The sequence below is a fragment of the Halopseudomonas sp. MFKK-1 genome (assembly GCF_027474385.1).
GTDB lineage: Bacteria > Pseudomonadota > Gammaproteobacteria > Pseudomonadales > Pseudomonadaceae > Halopseudomonas > Halopseudomonas aestusnigri.
Genome location: NZ_CP114836.1, coordinates 318992 through 343592 on the forward strand (window position 1 = coordinate 318992; position 24601 = coordinate 343592).

Here is a 24601-nt window from a genome sequence, read left to right on the forward strand (position 1 = left end):
TCACAAGTTAAAGTGAATTGTGAGGAGTAAGATTTTTTTGCTCTAAGAAGAAGTAAGTCACACAGGAAGGAAAATAAGAGTTGGCCTGTAAGCCGGGTTCTGTCGAGGACAGTCATTCCTCTGGGATCGCCATCACTGACAACCTCTAGCAACCTACCCGAATCCAGTGCGGGCCACACCGACGGATTCCTATTTGGTCTTGCTCCAAGTGGGGTTTACCACGCCACAGACTGTTACCAGCTGCGCGGTGCGCTCTTACCGCACCTTTTCACCCTTACCGGCGCTTGCGCGCTTAGGCGGTTTGCTTTCTGCTGCACTTTCCGTAGGCTCGCGCCTCCCAGGCGTTACCTGGCACTTTGCCCTATGGAGCCCGGACTTTCCTCCACGACACTACTTGCGTAGCGCCACAGCGACTGCCCAGCCAACTCTTGGCGGCAAGATTAGCGGGCGGAGCGGCGCAGGGCAAGCATTGCTTTGGCCGCCACCCCAATCTATTGGGCGCCGCGCTCCAGTGCGATCTGATACAACAGGTTCTTGCGCACCCCGGTGATCTCTGACGCCAGCTTTGCAGCCCGCTTGAGCGGCAACTCCGCCAGCAGCAGATCCAGCACCCGCAGCGCCTCGTCACCGACCTCATCGGCTTGCGGCGCAGGCGCCCCCTCCACTACCAGCACGCACTCACCGCGCTGTTGATCCGAATCGCCCGCGACCCACTTAACCAGCTCAGCGAGCGGCGCCGCACGCAAGGTCTCGAAGGTCTTGGTCAGCTCGCGAGCCAGCAGTACCCGCCGCTCGCCACCCAACACCTGCTGCATGTCCTGCAGACACTCAAGCAAACGGTGCGGCGCCTCGTAGACCATCCAGGTCCGGTCTTCCGCTGCCAGCGCCTGCAAACGCTGCCGACGCCCGTGAGCCTTGGCAGGAAGAAACCCCTCAAAGGCAAAGCGGTCCGACGGCATGCCCGCCGCACTGAGCGCGGCAATCAGGGCACAGGCCCCCGGCACGGGAGATACTCTGACACCAGCCTCGCGCGCCTGACGCACCAGGTGGTAACCGGGGTCGGAGATCAGCGGCGTACCGGCATCGGAAATCAGAGCAACATCATCACCGGCCAGCAGACGCTCAACCAGCCGCTCACCCTTATCCCGTTCATTATGGTCATGACAGGCCGTCATCGGCGTATCAATACCGAAATGCTGCATCAGCCTGGCGCTGTGGCGGGTGTCCTCGGCAGCAATCAGGCGGACATCCTTGAGCACCTGAAGCGCTCGCGGACTCATATCCTGAAGATTACCGATCGGCGTAGCCACCACAAAAAGAGTACCGGCAACAGTGGTCATGGGATTTCCTGAACGCAATTTGTGACGCATTGTACAGCAGCTGCCCGGGGTGTGCCGTGCACCTTGGAGATTGCACGTCTGCTTGGGTACAATGACGCCACCCGACCCGCCGGCCTTTCGCCCCAATCCCGCTCGTAAGGACACCTCGCATGCACCGCTCCATTCGCCTGTCGACCCTGGCTCTGACACTGACCACAGTGCTGGCCGGCTGTGCTTCCGCACCGAAAAGCCTGGACGAGCTGCCCCGCACACCCGATGCCTCGGTTGAAGAAATTCTGAAAAGTGCCGCCCGCCATGACGGTGCCGAAGCCAACCTGCTCCGCCTGCACGCCGCCCAGACCGCATTGAACAACGGTAATCCCGAGCAGACCCTGCGCGTCCTCGAAGACATTCCGCAAAGCGCCCTGCCAGCAGACCAGCAGATTCGATTCAGCGAGCTGCAGGCCACCAGCGCGATGGCCCTGGGTGACAACGTCACGGCACTGACCGCAATCAAGCACCCGTCCCTTGAGCAGCTCGACATCCGCCCCCTGCCCGAACAGCTGCGCATTCAGCAGTTGCGCGCAGATATACTGGACGCCAACGGGCAATACATCGAAGCAGCCCGGGAGCGCGTCTTTATTCACAGCCTGCTTGCCCCAAGCCAGCAGACTGCTAACAACCAGGCAATCTGGGACAGCCTGACCCAGGCGAAAACCAAGACACTGCAGACGGCCAGCGACGGCGCCAGCGGTGAATTCGCAGGATGGCTTGAGCTGGCACTGATTACCCGCAATCAGCGCAATCTGGACCTGCAAGTCCGGGCGCTGAAGGCCTGGAAGGAAAGCCATGCAACCCATCCCGCCGCCAATCGCCTGCCCGACTCGATCCAGCAAATCGAAGCGCTGCAGGCGAGTCGCCCAACTCACATCGGCCTGCTGCTGCCCTTCAACGGGCCACTCGCCAGCGCAGCACAGGCGCTGCGTGATGGCTTCCTGGCAGCGCAGTACCAGGCGCAAAGCCAGGGCATCAGCCAGCCTCAGGTCACCCTTTATGACAGCACCCAGTACAGCCAGGCCATCGACGCGCTGAATCAGGCCAAGCGTGAGGGCGTTCAATGGATGATCGGCCCCCTGGAGAAAGACAAGGTAACCCAGCTGGCCAGCAGCGGCGCACTTCCGCTGCCGACCCTGGTACTGAACTACGCCGAACAGGCCACCTCGGACAGCAGCATCTATCAGTTCGGGCTCGCCCCGGAGGACGAGGCTCGCTCTGCGGCCATTCGTGCCTGGCACGACGGCAAGCGTCGCATGGCCACCTTGAGCACACGGGATGACTGGAGCCAACGCGCCAACCGTGCCTTTATCACTGAATGGGAGCGCCTCGGCGGCATCCTGATTGGTCAGGAGCTGGTAGACCAGCCCGCAGCCGTTGCCAATCAGATGGGCGAATTGCTGAAAATCAAGCAGAGCGAGAATCGAGCGAACCGCATCAGCAGCATCCTCGGCGACGTACTGGCCCAGCCCACGCCACGTCAGGATCTGGACGCCCTGTTCCTCGCAGCGACACCCTTGCAGGCACGCCAGATCAAGCCGACTCTGGCGTTCCAGTACGCAGCCGACCTGCCTGTTTACGCGACATCGCACGCCTATCAGATCGACTCGAGTGGCATGCAGAATACCGACCTTGACGGCTTGCTGATCGCCGAGATTCCCTGGCTGCTGGAGCAGAACGATCCACTGTATTCGGACGTCACCGGCAACTGGCCCCAGGCAGGAGGGGCTCTGGGACGCCTTTACGCCATGGGTGTTGACACCCAGCGCATCTTTGCCCGCCTGCCCCAGATGCGCGAATACCCGGATACACGCATAGAAGGCGCGACCGGCGAACTGACGCTGGACAGCACCGGGCGAATTCAGCGCCTGCTACCTTGGGGCCAGATCCGCAATGGAGTCCTTGAACCTGCAGCACCGAGCGACAGCGGCGCCCTCTGATGCCGCATCCGACCAGCCGGCAGCAGCTGGGCAACCTCGCCGAGCGCATGGCTGAACAAATCATGTGCAACGCAGGTCTATCCTGTCTGGCACGCAATTATAGGTGCCGACAGGGCGAGCTTGATCTGGTCATGCGCGACGGCGATACAGTAGTATTCGTCGAAGTGCGCTACAGGCAGCAGAGCCATTGGGGCAGCGCAGCAGAGAGCGTTAATCGGGCCAAGCAGCATCGCCTGATTCATACCGCGCAGCACTATCTGCTGAACACGCCCCGCCTGGCCAACCAGCCCTGTCGTTTTGACGTCATAGCCGCCGAAGGCGACCCTTCGAATCCGAAGTCCTACCACTGGATTCGAGAGGCATTCACTTGCTAGCGAGTTTCCCTATGGACATGCAACACCGCATCAGACAGCTTTTTACCGATAGCATCGAAACCAAGACCCGTGCGATGGACGTGCTCGGCCCCAGCATCGAGCAAGGTAGCCAGATGATGGTCAACGCGCTGCTCAGTGAGGGCAAGATCCTTACCTGCGGCAACGGCGGCTCCGCGGGTGACGCGCAGCACTTCTCCTCCGAACTGCTGAACCGCTTTGAACGGGAACGCCCAAGCCTGCCGGCAATCGCCCTGACTACCGATGCATCAACCATTACCTCAATCGCCAACGATTACAGTTACGAAGAGGTGTTCTCCAAGCAGATCCGCGCACTCGGACAACCCGGCGATATCCTGCTGGCGATCTCGACCAGCGGCAACTCTGCCAACGTCATGCAGGCCATTCAGGCTGCACACGATCGCGAGATGCACGTTGTTGCGCTGACCGGCCGCGATGGCGGCGCCATGGCGTCACTGCTGATGCCTGAGGACGTAGAGATCCGCGTTCCGGCCCGCTCGACCGCACGCATCCAGGAGGTCCATCTGCTGGCGATTCATTGCCTGTGCGACCTGATTGACCGTCAACTGTTCGGGAGCGAGGAATGAAACGACTGTCAGCCATTGCTCTGGCTATGATGCTTGCCGGCTGCAGCTCTGTCCTGACAGCCACACGCGATACGCCCATCCAGGACAACCACGGCACCCGCACCATCGGCAGCAGCATCGATGACCAGTTGATCGAGACCAAGGTTGCGGTCAACGTCAACAAGGCCAACACCGCAATTGAAACAGAAGGCCGCATTGTCGTTACCAGCTACAACGGCGTAGTGCTACTGGCCGGCCAGGTGCCGCGCGGCGACCTTATCGCCACCGCTGGCGAAGCCGCCAAGCAGGTGCAAAGGGTCAAGGTGGTTCACAACGAATTGACCGCCGGCCCGCGCCTGTCACTGCTGGCGCGCAACCAGGACGGCCTGATTACCGCCAACCTGAAGACCCGCCTGCTGACTGACGGCACCATCCCCGGCACACGCATCAAGGTCGTCACCGAGGCCGGCGTGGTTTATCTGATGGGACTGGTCACCCACCACGAGGCCAACCTTGCGGTGGCACAGGCCCAACAGATTGGCGGCGTCCAGCGCATCGTCAAGCTGTTCGAATACCTCGACTGACCCATCATCAGCAGCCCACAAAAAAACCCGCAAAGCGGGTTTTTTTGTGGCTACTTGACGACCTTCAGCGACGGACGACCGCCACCCTCTGGCCGCGGCGGCTGTGGCGGCTGATCATCACCGTCAGCCTCATCCGGCGGCGGGGTACTGGGCTCCAGTTCGAACACCATACCCTGACCATTCTCACGGGCGTAGATGGCCATAACCGCGCCCAACGGAATCCATACTTGCTGAGCGACCCCGCCAAAACGACCGTCAAAGCTGATCAGCTCGTTATCCATGTGCAATTCACGCACAGCACCTGGCGACAGATTCAGCACGATCTGCCCATCCTCGACAAACGCGGTCGGTACAGCCGTATCCGGGTACTCCGCATTGACCAGCATATACGGAGTGCACTGGTTATCCAGAATCCACTCATACAGGGCGCGCACCAGATAGGGGCGACTGGAACTCATTGCAACCACAGGCGCGTCCTCCAATCAGTTGGTCTTCATATCCCGCTCGGCCGCCGACAGACTGGCGATAAATCCCTCACGTTGGAAGATCCGCTCCATGTAGTCGAGCAACGGCTTGGCCTGCTTGGGCAACTCGACACCCAGCTCCGGCAAACGCCAGAGAATCGGGGCAATGCAGCAGTCCACCAGACTGAACTCTTCACTCATGAAGAAAGGCATTTCGGCAAATACCGGAGCGACTCCGATCAGACTCTCGCGCAATTCCTTGCGGGCACGCGTTACCTCTGCAGCAGCGCTCTTCGGATCAACGATGACATCAACCAGACGGCACCAGTCACGCTGCACGCGATACATCAGCAGGCGACTATTGGCACGCGCGACAGGATAAACCGGCAACAATGGCGGGTGCGGGAAACGCTCGTCCAGGTACTCCATCATGATATTGGGCTCATACAGCACCAGATCACGATCAAGCAACGTGGGTACATTGTTATAGGGATTATTCTCGGCAAGCTCCTGCGGATGATCGCCAGGCTCAACGTTAATCACGTCAACGGTAACCCCCTTTTCTGCCAGCACAATCCTGACCCGGTGGCAGTAGTGATCCCGGGGGTCAGAGAAAAATGCCATGGAGGAACGCTTGTTGGCGGTTACGCCCATATGTAAACCCTCATCCTTATTCGGACTGCGGCAGGCGTCAAACTGACACCCAAAAGCACAAAGCGCGCAGTCAGGCTGCGCGCGCAGAGCGCCATTATACCCCAGAAACAAGTGCGCGCCCTCAAGGGGCGCGCACAGATCATCCAGACCTCAGAAGATCAATGGACATCTCGCCAGTATTCGCGTTTCAGCAGATACGCAAACACGAACAGGAAGGCCAGATACAGCAGCACGTACACACCGATGCGGTGACGCTCCAGCTTGATCGGGTCTGCCGAATAAGCCAGGAAGGTGACCAGGTTGCGCACAGTGGTATCGAACTCTTCTTCCGTCTGGGTACCGGTACCCGGAACCACCGTCAGAACGTCACACTGCTCCTGCTTCATGATCTCACCACTGAGGGTGTCGCGCATGACCTTGCCGCTGTCGTCCTTGACCGGCATGGCCTTGCAGCCGATCACCTGACGACCCTGCAGCTCAGCCAGCACGTTCGGCATACCGACATTCGGGAATACCTTGTTATTGGCACCCAGCGGACGAGCCGGGTCTTCATAGAAGGTACGCAGGTAGGTATACAGCCAGTCATTACCACGAACACGGGCAACCAGCGTCAGATCCGGCGGCGCAGCACCGAACCATTTCTTGGCATCCGCAGGACGCATGGCGTTCTTCATATGGTCACCGATCAGAGTACCTTCGGTGAACACCAGGTTATCGAGCATCAGCTGCTCAGGAATACCCAAGTCGGTAGCAACGCGCTCGTAACGCTGATACTGCGCCGAGTGACAACCCATGCAGTAGTTGGCGAAGGTACGTGCGCCATCCTGCAGCGCTGCCTTGTCGGTCAGATCGATGTTGGCTTCATCCAGGTGGTAACCACTACCGCCAGCCGCGAAGGCTACGGTCGGCACCAGAGCGAACATCAGGGCAATAAGTTGTTTTTTCATTAGCCAGTAACCCTCTCCGGAACCGGTTTGGTCTTCTCCATCCGGGTGTAGAACGGCATCAGGATGAAGAAGGCGAAATACAGAACGGTACAAATCTGCGACAGCAATGTGCGACCGGGAGTCGACGGAATCGCGCCCAGCACACCCAGGATGACGAAGCACACGCAGAAGATGACCAGCCACAGCTTGCTCATCCAGCCTTTATAGCGAATGGAGCGAACCGGGCTACGGTCCAGCCAGGGCAGTACAAACAGGATTGCAATGGCAGCGCCCATCGCCAGAACACCCGGGAAGGCAGAGCCGGCAATCGAGGGAACCGCACGCAGAATCGCGTAGAACGGCGTGAAGTACCAGACCGGCGCAATGTGATCAGGCGTCTTCAGCTGGTTGGCGATTTCAAAGTTCGGCTTCTCGAGGAAATAGCCACCCATCTCCGGGAAGAAGAACACAATGGCACAGAACACGAACAGGAAGACCACAACACCGACAATGTCTTTAACGGTGTAGTACGGGTGGAAGGCGATGCCATCAAGCGGCTTGCCATTCTCGTCCTTGAACTTCTTGATATCGATACCGTCAGGGTTGTTGGAGCCCACTTCGTGCAGCGCGATGATGTGCAACACAACCAGGCCCAGCAGAACGATCGGCAGCGCGATAACGTGCAGCGCGAAGAAGCGGTTCAGAGTGATACCGGAGATCAGGAAGTCGCCACGTACCCATTGCGCCAGATCCGGACCGATGAACGGAATCGCACCGAACAGGGAGATGATCACCTGAGCACCCCAGTAGGACATCTGACCCCAAGGCAGCAGGTAACCCATGAAGGCTTCACCCATCAGCACCAGATAGATCAGCATACCGAACAGCCAGATCAGCTCACGCGGCTTCTGATAAGAGCCGTACATCAGGCCACGCAGCATGTGCAGATACACCACCACGAAGAACGCAGATGCGCCGGTCGAGTGCAGGTAACGCAGCAGCCAGCCGTACTCCACATCACGCATGATGTACTCAACGGAGGCAAAGGCACCGTCGGCGGAGGGCTCGTAGCTCATGGTCAGCCAGATACCGGTAACCAGCTGGTTAACCAGCACCAGCATGGCCAGCGAGCCGAAAAAGTAGAAGAAGTTGAAGTTCTTGGGTGCGTAGTACTTGGTCAGGTGATCTTCCATCACCTGATTGACGGACATCCGCTCGTTCACCCATTGCATCAATTTATTCATCAGGCGCTCTCCTGATCCACGCCGATCACGATTACGTCATCAGACTCATATGAATAGGGCGGTACCGGAAGATTCAGGGGCGCAGGCTGGCCCTTGAAGACGCGACCGGACATGTCATAGTGAGAGCCGTGGCAAGGGCAGAAGTACCCGCCTTTCCAGTCGGCACCCATGTCGGCAGCGGCCACTTCCGGCTTGAACAGCGGGGAGCAACCCAGGTGGGTACATACGCCCATCACTACCAGCAGCTCAGGCTTGATCGCGCGCGTCTTGCCATCCACATAGGCCGGCTGAACGGAAGCCTGGGAGTTGGGATCGGCAACAACCGAGTCCATCTCGTCCAGGACCGCAATGGCCTCAGGGGTCCGATGCGAAACAAACACGGGCTGACCGCGCCATTCGACAACGATCTGCTGACCCAGCTCGATCTTGCTGATATTCACCTTTACCGGCGCACCAGCCGCCTTGGCTCGGGCGCTGGGGAACCAAGCCCCCACGAAGGGGACTGCGGCCCCTACTGCTCCGGCGGCACCAACCACACTCGTGGCGGCCACCAGGAAGCGACGCCGGCCATTATTCACGCCGTCATTACTCATCCAGTCGTCTCCCATCAGCTAATTTCTGGACCTTTTCAGAAGGCCTTTTGAAGTGTTGAACAGCCTGCACAAAATGAAACCGATGGTAATGAAAAACCCCTTTTTTGACAAGGTGATATCCACTCCCAGCACGGCCGACACTATACCGAATTCGCGCCCAATCAGGGACTTGCATCTAACCATAGCAGGCGCGACACCTTGCCGCAGATACGAAAACGCCCGGCACTCCTTCCGGAGCCCGGGCGTTTTGCAGCGCAATACGAGATTAACGCTTGGAGTACTGCGGACGCTTACGCGCCTTGCGCAGACCGACTTTCTTACGCTCGACTTCACGAGCGTCACGGGTAACATAACCCGCCTTGCGCAGCGCACCGCGCAGGGTTTCGTCATACTCCATCAGAGCACGAGTGATGCCGTGACGGATGGCACCGGCCTGACCGGAGATACCGCCGCCGCTGACAGTCACATAGATGTCAAACTTCTCGGTGCTCTCGGTCAGCTCGAGCGGCTGACGAACAACCATGCGAGCGGTTTCGCGACCGAAGAAGTTCTCCAGGCTGCGATTGTTGATAGAGATATTGCCAGAACCCGGACGCAGGAATACGCGAGCGGTGGCAGTTTTACGACGGCCAGTGCCGTAGTTTTGTGTCGCCGACATGGTGAACTCCTTAGATCTTCAGTTCTTGGGGCTGTTGTGCAGCATGCGGATGAGAAGCGCCTTTGTAGACCTTCATCTTCCGGTACATTGCACGACCCAGGGGGTTCTTGGGCAGCATGCCTTTGACAGCAGACTCGATAACACGCTCAGGAGCGCGCTGGATCAGCTTTTCAAAGTTGATGGACTTGATACCACCCGGAAAACCGGAGTGGCTGTAGTACATCTTGTCCTGAACCTTGTTACCGGTTACGTGAACTTTCTCGGCATTGATGATGACGATGTAGTCACCGGTATCAACGTGAGGGGTGTATTCGGGCTTGTGCTTGCCGCGCAGACGTGAAGCAACTTCGGTTGCCAGACGACCCAGAGTCAGACCACTGGCGTCGACGACGTACCAATCACGTTTTACGGTTTCAGGTTTTGCGCTGAAGGTTTTCATTAATCCTAGCCTCAGAGGCCGCTTTCAAAAGAAGACGGCAAATCTTACAGAGTGAAATGTGTTTTTACAAGACAACAAAGCCTAGAACAGACACTCAGTGGGGGCTGCGTGGGTCTGGGTGGCATCTGTGCTGTAAACAACAACGACAGGCTAGGCATCCTGTCGAAAGTGGCGGGCATTATGCCAACCAGCAAAAAAAATACAACCCTTATTTACCCTTATGATCGATAATGAAACGTCCTTTCGGCAATCAAGGAGCACTTCATGCAATACCGCCCTCTAGGCCGCAGCAACCTCAAGGTCAGCGCATTGTGCTTAGGCACCATGACCTGGGGCGAACAGAACACCCAGCAGGAAGCCTTTGCCCAGATTGACCGGGCTCGCGACGCTGGCGTCAACTTTATCGATACTGCCGAAATGTACCCGGTGCCGCCCAGGGCAGAAACCAGCGGCGCAACCGAAACCATCATTGGCAACTTCTTCCAGCAACGCGGTGAACGCGAGAAATGGATCCTTGCCAGCAAGATTACCGGCCCCGGCAACGGCATCAGCCATCTTCGCGGAGGCCGCACGCGTTTCACCCGCGAGCATATCAACCAGGCTATCGAGGGCAGCCTCAAGCGACTGCAGACAGACTACATCGACCTTTATCAACTGCACTGGCCAGACCGGCAGACCAACTTCTTCGGCCAGCTCGGCTACCGCCATAATCCGGACGACGAGCTGACCTCCTTTGAAGACACCCTGGAGGCGCTGGACGCTCTGATCAAGGCCGGCAAGGTGCGTCATATAGGACTGTCGAACGAAACCCCCTGGGGCGTCAGCCGCTTCCTGCATCTGGCGGAATCCCGCGGCTGGCCGCGCATGGTCTCGATCCAGAACCCCTATAACCTGCTCAACCGCACCTATGAAATCGGCCTGGCCGAGATGTCCATGCGCGAGCAGATCGGCCTGCTCGCCTACTCACCGCTCGCCTTCGGCGTGCTGACAGGCAAGTACCTCAACGGCCTGCGCCCGGAGAAGGCGCGCATCACCCTGTTCGAACGTTTTGTGCGCTACAGCAATCCGCAAGCCCAGAAAGCCTGCGCCCGCTATGTTCAGCTTGCCCGCGACCACGGTATGGACCCGGCACAAATGGCCCTGGCCTTCGTCACCCGCCAGCCGTTCGTGACCAGCAACATTATTGGCGCAACCAATATGGATCAGCTCAACCGCAACCTGAGCAGCATCAACATGGGCCTGACCGACAGCGTACTGAAGGCGATCTCCGAGATCCATCAGAGCCAGCCGAACCCGGCACCCTGATCCTGTTGCAGCCGCCCGCAAGGGCGGCCGCTACTTGACCCAAACGTCTCAAACGGTAGACACTGCCGACGCACGGCCATTTCGGCCATATCTGTCCGATTCAGCCTAAAACGACAACAAGATGCCAAAGCAACCGGCGGCAACACTGCGCCAGGTCGCCATTCTCGCGACCGACTTCACCGTTACTTCGACCCTGGCCCAGGCCCGGGATGTCTTTTACATGGCCAGCCTGAATACCGGCCGCCAGCTTGGTCAGGGGCTGACACCCGGATTTGAGGTACTGACGGTAACACCCGACGGTCAGCCGGTTACCGGCTTCAGTCACGACCCGATCCATGCCGAAGCCAGCATCCATGACGTCACGCCACAGCTGATCATTCTGCCCTCGTTCTGGGCCGATTTTGACCAACTGCACGGGCAGTACCCCGAGGTCGCCCCCTGGCTGCAACAGCAAAGTCAGGCAGGAGCCCTGATCGGCGCCGTTGCCCTGGGTGCATTCTGGCCGGCTTCAGCCGGCCTGCTCGACGGTCGGGAGGCAACCACTTACTGGCGCTTTCACGACGAATACCAGCGGCGCTTCCCGGCGGTGGACCTGCAGCGCGACAAACACCTGACCGACGCAGGGGGCGTACTCTGCGCCGCCGGAATCAGCTCGGCAAGAGACCTGTTCGTGCACCTTGCGGAGCGACTGTGCAGCCCTGAGGTATCGCGCACGCTGGCCCGCGACGCGTTTTACGAAGTACAGCGCAACTACACGCCCGGCGTAATCGGATTTGGCGGCCAGAAGATGCATCACGATCTGCCGATCCTGCAAATTCAGCAGTGGCTGGAACAGCACTTTGCGGAGAAGTTTCGCTTCGAGGATGTAGCCAGCCGTCACGGCATGAGTATTCGCAACTTCATGCGCCGCTTTCACCAGGCTACCGGGGACAAGCCGCTGCACTACCTGCAGCGGCTGCGAATCGAAATGGCAAAAACCCTGCTGATTACCAGCAGTCAGAGCATCAAGACCATCAGCTACGAAATCGGCTACGACGACGCCAGCTTCTTCGCCCGCCTGTTCAGGCAGCACACCGGCATGTCACCCAACCAGTACCGTCGAGCCTATCTGCAGGGCAGCCGTGAACCGGCTGCCTGAATCAGGGTTTGTGCGGACGCGCAAGAAACTCGTGTGACTGCATTTCCAGCAGACGGCTCAGCGTACGCTGGAACTCGAAATCCAGACGTCCGCCGGAATAGAGATCCTTGAGCGGCACTTCGGCAGACAGAATCAGCTTGACGTTACGGTCATAGAACTCGTCGACCAGGTTGATGAAGCGACGCGCCATGTCATCCTTGGCAGCCCCCATCTGTTCAACATTGGAAATCAGCACCGCATGGAAGATGCGGCCCAGCTCAATGTAGTCGTTCTGGCTACGCGGGCCATCGCACAGCTCACGAAACTCGAACCAGGCGACATCCTCACAGACCCGCACCGACTTGATCGGGCGATTCTCGATGATCAGCTCCTCGGCCTCGACAACTTCATTGATATCGGGCACCAGACTGTCGAAGCTGCGCTTCAGGCTGCCATAGGCGTCGCAATCCAGCGGGTAGTGATACAGCTCCGCCTGCTCAAGTGCACGCAGACGGTAGTCGACGCCGTTGTCCACATTGACCACATCGGTGTGGCGATTGAGCAGGGCAATGGCAGGCAGAAAACGCGCTCGCTGCAGGCCATCCTTGTACAAGCCGTCGGGCACGATGTTGGAGGTTGCCACCAGCGTCACGCCCTGGGCGAACAACTCTTCCATCAAACTGCCCAGAATCATGGCATCGGTAATGTCGGAAACAAAGAACTCGTCAAAGCAGATGACGCGCGCCTCGCTGGCAAACTGCGCCGCGATCAGCTTCAGCGGATTCTTTTCGCCCTTCAAGCCCTTGAGCTCGTGATGCACTCGCTGCATGAAACGGTGAAAATGCGTGCGCATCTTGCGCTCGAAGGGCAGCGCATCAAAAAAGGTATCGACCAGATAGGTCTTGCCGCGCCCTACGCCACCCCAGAAATACAGGCCCTTGACCGGTTCCGGCTTGCGCTTGCGAAACCGCCCGAAAAACCCTGTGCGCTCGTTTTCGCTGCGAATCAGATCATCGAATAGCCGCTGCAGATGCTGAACCGCACGCTCCTGAGCAGGGTCGTGAAAGAAGTCGGGGCGCTGAAGATCGGCCTTGTATCGTTCAAGGGGAGACATGCACGCAATACCAGTAGGGACATCGAAGGGAGCGATACTCTAACGCCAGCATCGCCCCTTGGCAATCAAGCCTGATCCGTCAGAACCCGCTCCACTTCGGCTTTAAGCGGCACCAACTTGCCGTGAAAGAAGTGCCCGGTGCCGGCAAAGCGGACAACCTCAGCCCCGCGCTCGTCGGCGAAGGCTGCATAAACAGCCTCAGGCGCGACCACGTCATCGTCCTCGCCCATCATGACGCTGACCGGCCCTGCCAGCGGCTTGAGCGCGGCGAAATCCTGCTTTTCAACCGACGGTGCGACCAACACCAGACGCTCGGGCCATTGGGCCAGTCGCGTCGCCGCCGCGGCGGCGACGAAGCCGCCAAAGGAGAACCCCATCAGCCACAGACGCGATACGCCCTCATGCTGCAGGACCCAGTCAATCACCGCCAGGCAGTCATCTACCTCGCCAATACCATAGTCGTGCTGGCCGGCACTGGCGCCCACGCCGCGAAAATTGAAACGCAGGGTACTGGCCCCCAGATCCCGAGCCGTGCGCATCAGGGTGTGCACTACCTTGTTGTGCATGGTCCCGCCCTGCACGGGGTTGGGATGACAGATCACTGCCAGAAGTCCGGGCAAATCGCCACGGGTCAGCAGCGCCTCAAGAGGACCACACGGCCCTTCGATAACAATTGACTCTTCACTCGCTCTGGACATGACCGACTCCGTGACTACTGCGTGGGCTGGGGCGTCGCATCAGCGGAACCAGAGGGTGCTGCGACACTCAAACGCCGTATTCTGAACCCTGCCTGACAACACTGACAAGTTGCCTGCCCCCCACCATCGTTTAGGTGCAAATGCCCTAGCCTTGGCCGGCAAATGTCGTTACCGTAACCACATGGTTCGGACAGGCAGCACCCGCTGGACTGATAGCACCAACCTAAAGATGAGGGACCCAAGGTGGAAGCAAGCGAAAACCTGTGGATTGCAGCAGCCATTGCACTGGCAGTGGGCGTCGTCGTCGGCATCGTGCTGGCGCAGGTATCCCGGCGCGTCAGCGGCGGCAGTAACAGCAGCGCGCAGGCCCAGCTGGAGAGCCTGCAACTGCGTTTTGAAGAGTATCAGCAGGAAGTGGCAGCCCACTTCAAGACCACCGCCACCCTGGCCAGCCGCCTGAATCGCAGCTATCAGGACATTCAGGAACACCTTACCCATGGCGCCGTTGAGCTGGCACCAGACGACATGACGCGTCAGCGTCTGCTGGCCGCGCTCGATCAGGATGCCGGTATCGTGCACAGCTCGTCTCGCTCCCAGGCAGAACCGGCATTCGACACCCTTGAGCCTCCGCGCGACTATGCGCCCAAGGACGCCGCCAGCCCGGGCACCCTGTCCGAAGACTTCGGCATCAAGCGCAAGCCATGACCTCCGAGCCTGCGCCTCCCGGCGGCGCAGGCATCCCCAATGCCCGATACATCTCCCTTTATTCGCCTACCGGACGCCCAGCGCGACAGCCTTTGTCTGAGCGGCGACTGGACCCTGGCCAATTACGCCGAGCTTCGCAGCCTGACCGCCGACCTGCCGGGTGCTGCAGTAAAGCAGGCGCGGATTGACCTCAGCGGCATCGCTCACATCGACACCGCAGGCGCGCAGCTGATCTGCGACATGCTTGGCGTCGACCGGCTGCAACAGGTGCTGAGTGGGGATACCGGCCTGAACCGGGAACGTCAGACACTGCTTGCCCGTATTGCAACGACCTGCCCACGGGGCCCCGATCCGGAGCAGGCAGGCGCAAATCCGCTGATTGAAATGCTCGAGCGCATCGGTGTCAGCATGGGACAGCACTGGGCTCACGTCATCGAGCTGCTGGGGTTTATCGGCCTGACCCTGAGCGGACTGTTTAGCAGCCTGTTCCGTCCGCGCAGCTGGCGTCCTACCGCCATCGCGGTACAGATTGAACAGACCGGGCTAAATGCGGTGCCGATCGTCGCCCTGCTGACGTTCATGGTCGGCGCGGTCATCGCCTTCCTCGGCGCCACCGTCTTGCAGACCTTCGGCGCCAGCATTTACACCGTAGACCTGGTGGCATTTTCCTTCCTGCGCGAATTCGGCGTGCTGCTGACCGCGATACTGATGGCAGGCCGCACCGCCAGCGCGTTCACCGCACAGATCGGCTCGATGAAATCCAATGAAGAGATCGACGCGATTCGCGCCCTCGGTCTCAACCCGCTTGAACTGCTGGTGTTGCCACGGGTCATCGCCCTGCTGATTACCCTGCCGGCGCTGACCTTCATCGCCATGCTATCGGGCCTGCTGGGTGGCGCGATGGTCTGCGCCTTCACGCTGGACATCTCGCCGGTCATGTTTATCAATCTGCTGCATGACGATGTCGGCGTGCGACACTTTTTGCTGGGCATGGCCAAGGCGCCGGTATTTGCCTTTCTGGTCGCCATCATTGGCTGTCTTGAGGGCTTCAAGGTCTCGGGCAGCGCCGAGTCGGTCGGAGAACACACCACCTCCAGCGTGGTGCAATGCATCTTTGTGGTCATCCTGGTCGACGCCCTGGCTGCCCTGTTCTACATGGAGATGGGATGGTGAGCACTCAATCAGCCAAGCCCATCGTCGAGGTGCGTGGTCTGGTCAATCGCTTCGGCAAGCAGACCGTGCACGACAACCTCGACCTCGACATCATGCCCCGGGAAGTACTTGGCGTGGTCGGCGGCTCCGGTACCGGCAAGTCGGTATTGCTGCGCTCGATCGTCGGCCTGCGCCGTCCCAACGCCGGTTCGGTCAAGGTGTTTGGTCAGGACCTGCAAACCCTGTCGGAGGAACAGCGCTCCTTGCAGGAGCGCCGCTTCGGCGTGCTGTTCCAGTCCGGCGCGCTGTTTTCCTCGCTGACCGTGGCCGAAAATATCGCCCTGCCGCTGGTTGAGCATATCGGCCTGAGCCGCCGCGACGCCGACCACCTGGCTCGCATGAAGGTGCTGCTGACAGGGCTCCCAGCGGAGGCTGCCGACAAATATCCATCCATGCTGTCGGGCGGCATGGTCAAGCGTGCTGCACTGGCCCGTGCGCTGGCACTGGACCCCGACATCCTGTTTCTCGACGAGCCCACCGCGGGTCTCGATCCCATTGGTGCAGCCGCGTTTGACCAGTTGATTCGCACCCTGTGTGATGCGCTGGGGCTGAGTGTGTTTCTGGTTACCCACGACCTCGATACCCTCTACGCCATCTGTGACCGGGTCGCGGTGCTGTCCCAGAAGCGCGTCCTGATCGCCGACACCCTGGAGCGCGTTGCCCAGACCGACGACACCTGGGTACAAGACTACTTCCACGGTCCGCGCGGACGTGCCGCCGCGTACCAACACCCTGCAGCAGGAGAGTAAAGAGCCATGGAAACACGTGCCAACCATGTGTTGATCGGTTTGTTCACCGTGCTCTCGGCGCTGGCAGCCATCGTCTTTGCGATCTGGCTGAGCAACTCGAGCACGGCGGATGACCAGCGTTACTACACCGTTGTCTTCAAGCAGTCGGTCACGGGTCTGTCACGCGGCAGCGCGGTGCAGTTCAGCGGTATCCGTATAGGCGAGATCACCGAGCTGGGGCTCGATGCAGAGGACCCACGCATTGTCCGCGCACGCATCCGCATCGACTCCAGTGTCCCGATCACCCAGGCAACCAAGGCACGGCTGTCCTTCACCGGCATTACCGGAACCTCGGTGATCGAACTGACGCACAACGACCCTGACAGCCCGCCGCTGACAGCCGCGAAAGGGCAGGACCCGATCATCGAAGCCATCCCGTCCCCTATCTCCGCCCTGCTCGCCAACGGCGAAGACCTGATGACCAATATCAACAAGCTGATCGTCAGCGCCCGCAAGGTGCTGTCCGAGGAGAACGTCAACAGTTTCAGCATGACGCTTGAAGGTCTCAATCAGGCAACCCACAGCATCGCCGACCCCGACGGTAACGTGCAGCAGTTGCTGGCAGAACTGCGTGCCACCAGCAAGGCAGCGACCGAAACCCTGGAGCGAAGCAACCAGATGATCGCGCGCACCGACCAGCTGCTCAGCAAGGATGGCGCGGCCACCCTCGCAAGCGCCCGTCAGGCCATGGACTCCATAGCCGAAACCAGCAGCCAGCTTGAACATATCCTCAGCGAAAACCGCAACGCACTGAGCAGCGGAGCCCAGGGCCTGGGTCAGCTTGACCCGGCGCTCAACGACCTGCGCAATACCCTGGCCGACCTCAGATTACTCAGCCGCCGCCTGCAGGACGATCCAGCCCGCTTCCTGCTCGGCCGCGAAGCGCAACAGGAGTTCACCCCATGACCCGTATCCGCCTGGCCGCCGGACTGCTCGGACTGACGCTGATGTCAGCCTGCTCGGTGCTACCCGAGAGCGAGCCGCTGACCACCTATCAACTGCCTGCACCTCGGCTGGCCACGAGCAGTCAGCCTCCGCTGCCCCACTCGCTGCGCATCATTACGCCGGCTGCCAGCTACGCGCTGCAGACCCCAAGGATCATGGTGACGCCTGAGGGCAATACCCTGACCAGTTACCAGGGTGCGCGCTGGACCGACCCCAATCCCGTTCTGCTGCGTGAACATCTGGTGCAGGCGTTCCAGCAAAGTGGCAGCTTCAAAAGCGTCAGCACCGAGGTTCATGCGCTGCAGACCGATATCCAGCTCTACAGCGACCTGCGCCAGTTCCAGACGCTATACCAGGGTGACCGTGTCAGTGCCATCATCGAGCTGGATGCCAAGCTGGTTGATCCCGGCTCACGCGGCGTCATTGCCAGCCGTCACTTCCGCGTCAGTCAACCGCTGACCGACACCGCCGTGCCCGCCGTGGTCGACGGCCTCAGCAGTGCCGCCGATACCCTTGCCCAGCAGCTGCTCGACTGGAGCCGCGCCACCCTGCGGCAAGATCAAGCGCAGTAATCCCGGACCGCGGGCGCCCTGGCGGCGCTCGCAGACCAACCCTCCCCACTTCGCAGCAACCCAAGGCAGCCAGTCTTTGCGTTCCGCCCAATATGTAAATACAATGCGAACGATTCTCATAATCACTAGCATACAAAAAGGAGCGCGTTACATGCCGACCACTACCTCCCCATGTCAGCAAACCTCCCGGGGAATTCGCCCGCTGACGCTGGCAATTCATCTTCTTGTCGCCGGCTCAGCCGTCACTGTTCTTCCGGTCGCTGCGCAGACCGCCAGTGAAGAAGACGTGCTGCTGGCACCAATCAGCGTCACCGGCCAGGGGCAACGCAGCACAACTACCGAGGGCACCGGCGCCTACACCGCAGAAGCTGCGCGTACCGCAACACCTTTGACTCTCTCCCTGCGCGAGACCCCCCAATCGGTTACCGTGGTCACCCAGCAGCAGATTGAAGATCAGAATCTGCAAACCATTCTGGATGTCGTAAACAACACCGTCGGTGTATCGGTCAACCGCTACGAGACCAGTCGCGCCCAGTTCAACGCCCGCGGTTTCGACATCAACGCCCTGATGATCGATGGCGTGCCGACTATCTGGGAGCAGCCGTGGAGCTCCGGCGAGATCTTCAGCAGCCTGGCCATGTATGACCGCGTCGAGGTGGTACGCGGTGCCAACGGCCTGATGGCCGGTGTGGGCGATCCGTCCGCCTCACTGAATATGGCGCGAAAGCGCGCAAACAGCACCTATCTGACAGGGTCTGTGGAAGTCAGCGGCGGTACCTGGGATACCTGGGGAACCCTCGGAGATGTGTCCTTCGCAGTAAACGAGGCCGGCACTGTGCGCGCCCGTCTGGTCGGCGAATATAACGATGGTGACAGCTGGATCGACTTGCACAGCAACCAGCGCGAAACCCTCTACGGCACCATGGACATCGACCTCACCGAGAACACAACACTGTGGTTTGGTCTGAGCCGCCAGGAAAATAATTCCGACTCGCCCATCTGGGGTGGCCTTCCGGTATGGTATGCAGACGGCTCACGCACCGACTGGAATCGCTCTAAAACCACCTCTGCAGACTGGAGCAAGTGGGACAGCAGCTACGAGACCCGCTTCATCAATCTCGATCACCGCTTCGGTAATGACTGGCAGCTGAATCTCAGCTATACACGGGGTGAACGCAACGCCGAATCCCGCCTGCTGTACCTCTCCGGCAACCCGGACAGGACAGGCGCCGAACCGATGAGCAGCTTCCCCGCCATATACGAAACCCGGACGGTGCAGGATGACTACAGTATTCGTCTGGATGGTCCGATCACGCTGTTTGAACGCGAGCATGACCTTGCCTTCGGCTATATCCACAGTGAGCAGAAGTTCGACGCCGACACCCGACAAGCCCTGACCGGTTACGGCGGCGTCGCCGACTTTGACAGCTATGACGGTGATTTCCCGGAACCGGTCTGGGGCAACCTGATCACCTACGGTTACGGTGACGTTACTCAGCACGGACTTTACGCAGCCACCCGCCTGAACATCACCGACGATCTGAAGGTGATTCTGGGCGCACGGGACAGCAACTACGAGAAAGAAGCTGACGATATCTATTCAGCGGTCAGCAAAACCGACGTCAACCACGAGCTGACACCCTACGCCGGCGTCGTCTACGACCTGACTGACAGCGTGTCGGCCTACGCCAGCTACACCGATATCTTCCTGCCCCAGTCCGAGCGCGATGCCAACGGCCAGCAGATCGAACCGATTGTGGGCAAGAGTTATGAGCTGGGTTTGAAAAGCGAGCTGTTCGACGGCCGGTTGAACGCCTCCGCCGCCATCTTCAAGATCGAACAGGACAACCTTGCTGTCAGCACCGGGGTAGTGATTCCGGGCAGTCCGACTGGCGAACTTGCCTATGAAGCCAGCGAAGGCGCTACCAGCAAGGGTTTCGAACTGGAGATGTCTGGCGAACTGACGCCCGGCTGGAACATAGGCGCTGGCTATACCCAGTTTGAAGTCGAAGACGCTGACGGCAAAGCCGTCAACACCCTGTACCCGACAAAATTGCTGCGCACCTTCACCACTTACCGCTTCTCGGGTGACTGGAATCGCTTGACCATTGGCGGCGGTGTCAACTGGCAGGACAGTATCTATACCTATGCAACCAACCCCGACGATCAACTGGAGAAAATCGAGCAGGACGCCTACGCACTGGTCAACCTGATGGCGCGCTACGACATCACCGACAACCTGTCGGCGCAACTAAACGCCAACAATGTTACCGATGAAAAGTACTTCGACATCTTCGACGCCTATGGCGCATTGACCTACGGTGCTCCACGCAGCGTGACAGCAACGGCCAAGTACCGTTTCTGACCGTCCTTGCCTCCCCCGGTCATCCGGGGGAGGCAATCGCAAGACGCCGCAGGCGCGCCTTATGCCGACCCTCGGCCATTGGCTGCGTACACGCGCTATGCTGAACACCTGTCTGCTTCCGTGGTCCGACCATGGAAGCAGACAGCCGTTTCAGCCGATCAGGGAGTAGCGCAAATGAGCACCAGCCGCATTGAACGAGACAGCATGGGCGAGCTGCAGGTACCGGGCGACGCCCTCTATGCCGCCCAAACCCAGCGCGCCGTCAACAACTTTCCGGTCAGCGGCCAACCGATGCCCAAGCGCTTTATTCGCGCCCTGCTGCTGGCCAAGCGTGCCGCTGCCAGTGCCAACGCCGAACTGGACCAGCTGCCCGCGACAATGGCCAAGGCCATCTGCCATGCCGTCGATGAACTGCTGAAAGCCGATGATTACATGCAGCACTTTCCGGTCGATGTGTTTCAGACCGGCTCCGGCACCAGCTCCAACATGAACGCCAATGAAGTGCTCGCCACCCTGGCCAGCCGCCACAGCGGCCAGACCATCAACCCGAACGATCACGTCAACTGCAGCCAAAGCAGCAACGACACCATTCCTTCCAGCATCCACATCAGCGCCGCCCTTGCGCTGCATGAGGAGCTATTGCCCGCCCTGCAGCATTTCGAGCAGGTCACACGCACCAAGGCACGCACCGTTGAGTACCATGTCAAAACCGGCCGCACCCATCTGATGGACGCCATGCCCGTGCGCCTCAGCCAGACCCTGGATACCTGGGCTGACCAGATCGCCGGCAACCGCGAGCGGCTGGAGCAGCTGCAGCCCATGCTGCACAGCCTCGCCCAGGGCGGCACCGCGGTCGGCACCGGCGTCAACGCCCACCCCGCGTTTGCCGAGCACTTCTGCCGCGCGCTGAGCGCCAGCACCGGCGTGACCTTTACCCCGGCGGCCAACTTCTTCACCCACATCGGCTCGCAGGACATCGCCGTTGCCCTGTCCGGGCAACTGAAAACCCTGGCCGTCAGCATCACCAAGATCGCCAACGACCTGCGCTGGATGAACTCCGGCCCCCTGGCCGGGCTGGGCGAGATCGAACTGGAGGCACTGCAACCCGGCTCCTCAATCATGCCCGGCAAGGTCAACCCGGTGATACCGGAAGCCGCCGCCATGGCCGCCGCCCAGGTTATCGGCAACGACGCCACCATCACCCTTGCCGGCCAGTCCGGCAATTTCGAGCTGAACGTCATGCTGCCACTGGTCGCCCGCAACCTGCTGGAAAGCCTGCAACTGCTGAGCAACGTCACCCGGCTGCTGGCCGACAAGGCGATTGCCAGCTTCACCGTGCGCGAGGACCGGCTGCAGGAAGCGCTGGCACGCAACCCGATCCTGGTCACCGCGCTCAACCCGATCATCGGTTATCAAAAAGCCGCCGAAATCGCCAAACAGGCCTACAAGGAAGGGCGGCCGATTGTCGACGTCGCCGCAGAGAATACCGATCTCAGCCGGGCGGAGCTGACCCGGCTGCTTGATCCGCAAACCCTGACCGGTGCCCCCCTGGCTCCAGAGCAGCGTTAACGAAGTTCAGCAGCCCTCGCTTGCACAACCGCTTGCTTCCAAGCGTGACGTCGACGCCACGCGCGACTTGTCACCTGCGGCACACATGACCTGCATCAATACGGCCGGAGCGCCAATCCGTATCTTTGCGCCATACTGCGAGCGTGTCTGTGCCGACCAGATCAAGGTCAGCATTGACGGTGACTCCTGCCATGGAAAAATGTGCAACATGCAGATCAGAGCTATTTTGCTCACCCGCTGTAAAGATTTCACGCTAGGACGCGATACAACGACAGGGAGTAGCCAATCAATTCACATCACACTTCAAGAGTCTGAGCAATGGTCGGTAACGTACGGGTCACCCAAAAAGAGGTATCACTGAGCGAGGACGAATTCATCGTCAGCAAGACTGACCTAAAAGGGAAAATCACCTACATCAACCGCACGTTCATGCGCATCTCGGGCTTCTCCGAAACCGAATTGGTCGGCTTTCCCCATAACGTCATTCGCCACCCCGATATGCCAAGGGGCGTATTCAAACTCATGTGGGACACCCTGCGTAGCGGCGAGGAGTTCTTCGGCTACATCAAGAACCGCTGCAAGGACGGCGGTCACTACTGGGTGTTTGCCAATGTGACGACCGACTACACCCTCGATAAGAAACCTCTTGGGTACTACTCCGTGCGCCGTAAACCCATGCCCGAAGCGCTCGAATACATCACTCCGGTCTATCGGCAGATGCTGGAAATCGAGGCGTCGCAAAGCGGCAAGGGAGGGGTGGAGGAATCGCTCAAGTTCTTCAATGCTGAACTGGCCAGACGCAACACCGATTACCTTGGAATGATGATGCGCATTGAAAACCGGGAGTTAAGCTAATGGGACTTCTATCCGCCCAAACCAAAGGGGCCAGCTCCCGTTTTCTGTTTCTAAACCGTCTGCTACTGGCCTTCATGGTGTTCATGGTGTTGCTGAACCTCGCGCTGGTAACAGTGGTGATCGGCACGGGCTATACCGGCCTGTGGCTATTGATTGCACCCGCCCTGGTCGCAATCAACTCATTCCTCCTGGCACGCGTTTTCCTGAAGGTGCTCAAGGCATGCAGCCGCATCTTCAATGCACTTAGAAATGCCACCCAGGGTAATTTCAGCGGCCGGATCACCAATCTCAAAACCATGGGCGAAATCGGCAAGATCGGCTGGGAAGTGAACGACCTGCTTGATATCGTCGAATCCTATTTCAAGGAGGTGGACTCGTGCTTCAGCAACGTCGCGAACAACAAGTACGACCGAAAAGCCTTGTACCGAGGCATGCCTGGAGTGCTGAAAACCTCGCTCATGCACATCAACGAATCGATTGAGGCGATGAAAAAATCGGCTCGATTGATCGCTATCAACGAGCTGCACTCGTCGCTGCATTCAAACAACATAAACAACCTGATCGTCAACCTGAAGGATGTTCAGGGTGATGTCGCAGGCATTGGCGAGCGTATGAAACTGGTCGAGGAAATCGCCAGATCTACCGACACCGCTGCCACTGAGGGGCAGGTAGCCGTTACCGGCATGGTGGATTCGCTGTCGCATATCAACCACACCATTCAGGATGTCAGCGACGTCGTCTCCGCCCTTGGCGCAGACAGTATCCGAGTGTCCAAATCACTGTCGATCATTACCGACATTGCAGACCAGACCAACCTGCTGGCATTGAATGCGGCAATTGAGGCAGCTCGTGCCGGGGAACAGGGACGCGGCTTTGCCGTAGTGGCCGATGAGGTCAAAGCGCTGTCACGCCGCACGCTGGAGGCGGCCGTTGAGGTGGCAGAGACAATCCAGTCGTTCTCCAAGGCAGTGGAGACCACCATCGCCAAGGCTGAGCAATCCAATACGCTGGCCCAAGAAATAAACACAAAGGTTGTCCACTTCAAGGGCCAGTTCGACAGCCTCTCAGAAGGTGCAAGGGAAACCCTCAACAAGTTGGCCGTGGCGAGTGATATGTCACTTAGCGCGCTGATCAAGGTCGACCACATCATCTTCAAGCAAAACGGATACATCGCGCTCAACGATATCGACAACGAAGCGGCGAAGGCCGCGGTCAGCGTTACCCACCAGCAATGCCGCCTAGGCCAATGGTATCACCATGGCGAAGGCGTCTCAGGGTTTGGCCATACCTCGTCATTCAGGAAACTCGACGAGCCTCACTCACTGGTACACAGTTCGGTTCAGCGTGCCCTGGAGCTCGCCCAGCAACCGTGGCATCACGATGCCGAGCTCAAGCACGAAATTTACGAGGCGATGGTTCTGGCCGAAAAACAAAGCAGCCAGGTACAGCAGCATCTCGATCGAATGGTCCGTGAAAAGCACGAAAGCGCGGGCCTATGATCCTCTTCGGCAGCACCCTGAGCG

25 protein-coding genes and 1 other RNA gene are annotated in these 24601 nt (G+C 59.5%); 15 read left to right on the top strand and 11 right to left on the bottom strand.

What is annotated here, in order from left to right:
- Positions 1-72 precede the first annotated feature (72 nt).
- Together rnpB and rsmI are read right to left on the bottom strand one after the other, a co-directional pair.
- Positions 73-429: RNase P RNA component class A (gene rnpB / locus O5O48_RS01445), an RNA gene on the bottom strand.
- 62 nt (positions 430-491) lie between these two features.
- Positions 492-1358, bottom strand: a complete 867-nt coding sequence (gene rsmI / locus O5O48_RS01450) for a 16S rRNA (cytidine(1402)-2'-O)-methyltransferase (protein ID WP_420915492.1) — start codon at positions 1356-1358, stop codon at positions 492-494.
- A gap of 131 nt (positions 1359-1489) precedes the next feature.
- Here rsmI and O5O48_RS01455 point away from each other — a divergent pair, with 131 nt between their 5' ends.
- The 4 genes from O5O48_RS01455 to O5O48_RS01470 are packed head-to-tail and all read left to right on the top strand — an operon-like array spanning position 1490 to position 4855.
- Positions 1490-3313 carry a penicillin-binding protein activator gene (locus tag O5O48_RS01455; RefSeq protein WP_269687959.1) on the top strand — a complete coding sequence of 608 codons (1824 nt, stop codon included), beginning with the start codon at positions 1490-1492 and terminating at the stop codon, positions 3311-3313.
- A complete protein-coding gene (locus tag O5O48_RS01460) occupies positions 3313-3687 on the top strand; it encodes a YraN family protein (protein ID WP_088274803.1) in 375 nt (124 codons plus the stop codon). Before O5O48_RS01455 ends, O5O48_RS01460 begins: the two co-directional genes overlap by 1 nt.
- 11 nt (positions 3688-3698) lie before the next feature.
- Positions 3699-4292 (top strand): phosphoheptose isomerase, encoded by a 594-nt coding sequence (locus tag O5O48_RS01465; RefSeq protein ID WP_088274801.1) that lies wholly within the window; start codon positions 3699-3701, stop codon positions 4290-4292.
- Positions 4289-4855 carry a BON domain-containing protein gene (locus O5O48_RS01470; RefSeq protein ID WP_228245777.1) on the top strand — a complete coding sequence of 189 codons (567 nt, stop codon included), beginning with the start codon at positions 4289-4291 and terminating at the stop codon, positions 4853-4855. Before O5O48_RS01465 ends, O5O48_RS01470 begins: the two co-directional genes overlap by 4 nt.
- Before the next feature lie 50 nt (positions 4856-4905).
- Here O5O48_RS01470 and O5O48_RS01475 read toward each other — a convergent pair whose 3' ends face one another.
- The 7 genes from O5O48_RS01475 to rplM form a co-directional block, all read right to left on the bottom strand.
- Complete coding sequence (locus tag O5O48_RS01475) at positions 4906-5313, bottom strand: ClpXP protease specificity-enhancing factor (protein ID WP_269687960.1); 408 nt, start codon at positions 5311-5313, stop codon at positions 4906-4908.
- A 24-nt stretch (positions 5314-5337) separates the two neighbouring features.
- A complete protein-coding gene (locus O5O48_RS01480; protein WP_088274795.1) occupies positions 5338-5973 on the bottom strand; it encodes a glutathione S-transferase N-terminal domain-containing protein in 636 nt (211 codons plus the stop codon).
- A gap of 158 nt (positions 5974-6131) precedes the next feature.
- On the bottom strand, positions 6132-6920 hold the full coding sequence (locus tag O5O48_RS01485) for a cytochrome c1 (RefSeq protein WP_269687961.1): 789 nt from the start codon (positions 6918-6920) through the stop codon (positions 6132-6134).
- Positions 6920-8143, bottom strand: a complete 1224-nt coding sequence (locus O5O48_RS01490) for a cytochrome b (RefSeq protein WP_088274791.1) — start codon at positions 8141-8143, stop codon at positions 6920-6922. Before O5O48_RS01490 ends, O5O48_RS01485 begins: the two co-directional genes overlap by 1 nt.
- Positions 8143-8736 carry a ubiquinol-cytochrome c reductase iron-sulfur subunit gene (petA, locus tag O5O48_RS01495; RefSeq protein ID WP_088274914.1) on the bottom strand — a complete coding sequence of 198 codons (594 nt, stop codon included), beginning with the start codon at positions 8734-8736 and terminating at the stop codon, positions 8143-8145. The genes O5O48_RS01490 and petA overlap by 1 nt, the downstream gene beginning before the upstream one ends.
- A 265-nt stretch (positions 8737-9001) precedes the next feature.
- The gene (gene rpsI, locus O5O48_RS01500; RefSeq protein ID WP_228245774.1) at positions 9002-9394 is read right to left on the bottom strand and encodes a 30S ribosomal protein S9; all 393 of its coding nucleotides are present in this window, start codon (positions 9392-9394) and stop codon (positions 9002-9004) included.
- A gap of 10 nt (positions 9395-9404) precedes the next feature.
- Positions 9405-9833 carry a 50S ribosomal protein L13 gene (rplM, locus tag O5O48_RS01505; RefSeq protein WP_088274787.1) on the bottom strand — a complete coding sequence of 143 codons (429 nt, stop codon included), beginning with the start codon at positions 9831-9833 and terminating at the stop codon, positions 9405-9407.
- Positions 9834-10097: 264 nt separating this feature from the next.
- Here rplM and O5O48_RS01510 point away from each other — a divergent pair, with 264 nt between their 5' ends.
- Both O5O48_RS01510 and O5O48_RS01515 read left to right on the top strand, forming a co-directional pair.
- Complete coding sequence (locus tag O5O48_RS01510) at positions 10098-11138, top strand: NADP(H)-dependent aldo-keto reductase (RefSeq protein ID WP_269687962.1); 1041 nt, start codon at positions 10098-10100, stop codon at positions 11136-11138.
- A gap of 121 nt (positions 11139-11259) precedes the next feature.
- Entirely contained in the window at positions 11260-12276 is a 1017-nt protein-coding gene (locus O5O48_RS01515; RefSeq protein WP_269687963.1) for a GlxA family transcriptional regulator, read from the top strand.
- A 1-nt stretch (position 12277) separates the two neighbouring features.
- Here the strand turns inward: O5O48_RS01515 and zapE are convergent, their stop codons facing one another.
- The gene (gene zapE / locus O5O48_RS01520; protein ID WP_228245771.1) at positions 12278-13369 is read right to left on the bottom strand and encodes a cell division protein ZapE; all 1092 of its coding nucleotides are present in this window, start codon (positions 13367-13369) and stop codon (positions 12278-12280) included.
- A gap of 65 nt (positions 13370-13434) precedes the next feature.
- Positions 13435-14067 (bottom strand): alpha/beta hydrolase, encoded by a 633-nt coding sequence (locus O5O48_RS01525; RefSeq protein ID WP_269687964.1) that lies wholly within the window; start codon positions 14065-14067, stop codon positions 13435-13437.
- A gap of 243 nt (positions 14068-14310) precedes the next feature.
- On the opposite strand from O5O48_RS01525, the gene O5O48_RS01530 reads away from it, so the two are divergent.
- The 9 genes from O5O48_RS01530 (at position 14311) to O5O48_RS01570 (ending at position 24577) form a co-directional block, all read left to right on the top strand.
- Positions 14311-14772: a YhcB family protein gene (locus O5O48_RS01530; protein ID WP_228245769.1), complete on the top strand. Its 462-nt coding sequence runs from the start codon at positions 14311-14313 to the stop codon at positions 14770-14772.
- Positions 14773-14811: 39 nt separating this feature from the next.
- Positions 14812-15945, top strand: a complete 1134-nt coding sequence (locus tag O5O48_RS01535; RefSeq protein ID WP_269687965.1) for an ABC transporter permease — start codon at positions 14812-14814, stop codon at positions 15943-15945.
- Positions 15942-16733: an ABC transporter ATP-binding protein gene (locus O5O48_RS01540; protein WP_233049835.1), complete on the top strand. Its 792-nt coding sequence runs from the start codon at positions 15942-15944 to the stop codon at positions 16731-16733. Before O5O48_RS01535 ends, O5O48_RS01540 begins: the two co-directional genes overlap by 4 nt.
- Before the next feature lie 6 nt (positions 16734-16739).
- The gene (locus tag O5O48_RS01545) at positions 16740-17678 is read left to right on the top strand and encodes an MlaD family protein (RefSeq protein ID WP_269687966.1); all 939 of its coding nucleotides are present in this window, start codon (positions 16740-16742) and stop codon (positions 17676-17678) included.
- Entirely contained in the window at positions 17675-18289 is a 615-nt protein-coding gene (locus tag O5O48_RS01550) for an ABC-type transport auxiliary lipoprotein family protein (protein ID WP_269687967.1), read from the top strand. The genes O5O48_RS01545 and O5O48_RS01550 overlap by 4 nt, the downstream gene beginning before the upstream one ends.
- Positions 18290-18440: 151 nt before the next feature.
- Positions 18441-20654 carry a TonB-dependent siderophore receptor gene (locus O5O48_RS01555; RefSeq protein WP_269687968.1) on the top strand — a complete coding sequence of 738 codons (2214 nt, stop codon included), beginning with the start codon at positions 18441-18443 and terminating at the stop codon, positions 20652-20654.
- Positions 20655-20828: 174 nt separating this feature from the next.
- Positions 20829-22223, top strand: a complete 1395-nt coding sequence (locus O5O48_RS01560) for a class II fumarate hydratase (protein ID WP_269687969.1) — start codon at positions 20829-20831, stop codon at positions 22221-22223.
- Between the two features lie 318 nt (positions 22224-22541).
- Positions 22542-23078, top strand: a complete 537-nt coding sequence (locus O5O48_RS01565; RefSeq protein ID WP_269687970.1) for a PAS domain-containing protein — start codon at positions 22542-22544, stop codon at positions 23076-23078.
- The gene (locus O5O48_RS01570; RefSeq protein WP_269687971.1) at positions 23078-24577 is read left to right on the top strand and encodes a methyl-accepting chemotaxis protein; all 1500 of its coding nucleotides are present in this window, start codon (positions 23078-23080) and stop codon (positions 24575-24577) included. Before O5O48_RS01565 ends, O5O48_RS01570 begins: the two co-directional genes overlap by 1 nt.
- The last annotated feature ends 24 nt before the right edge of the window (positions 24578-24601 follow it).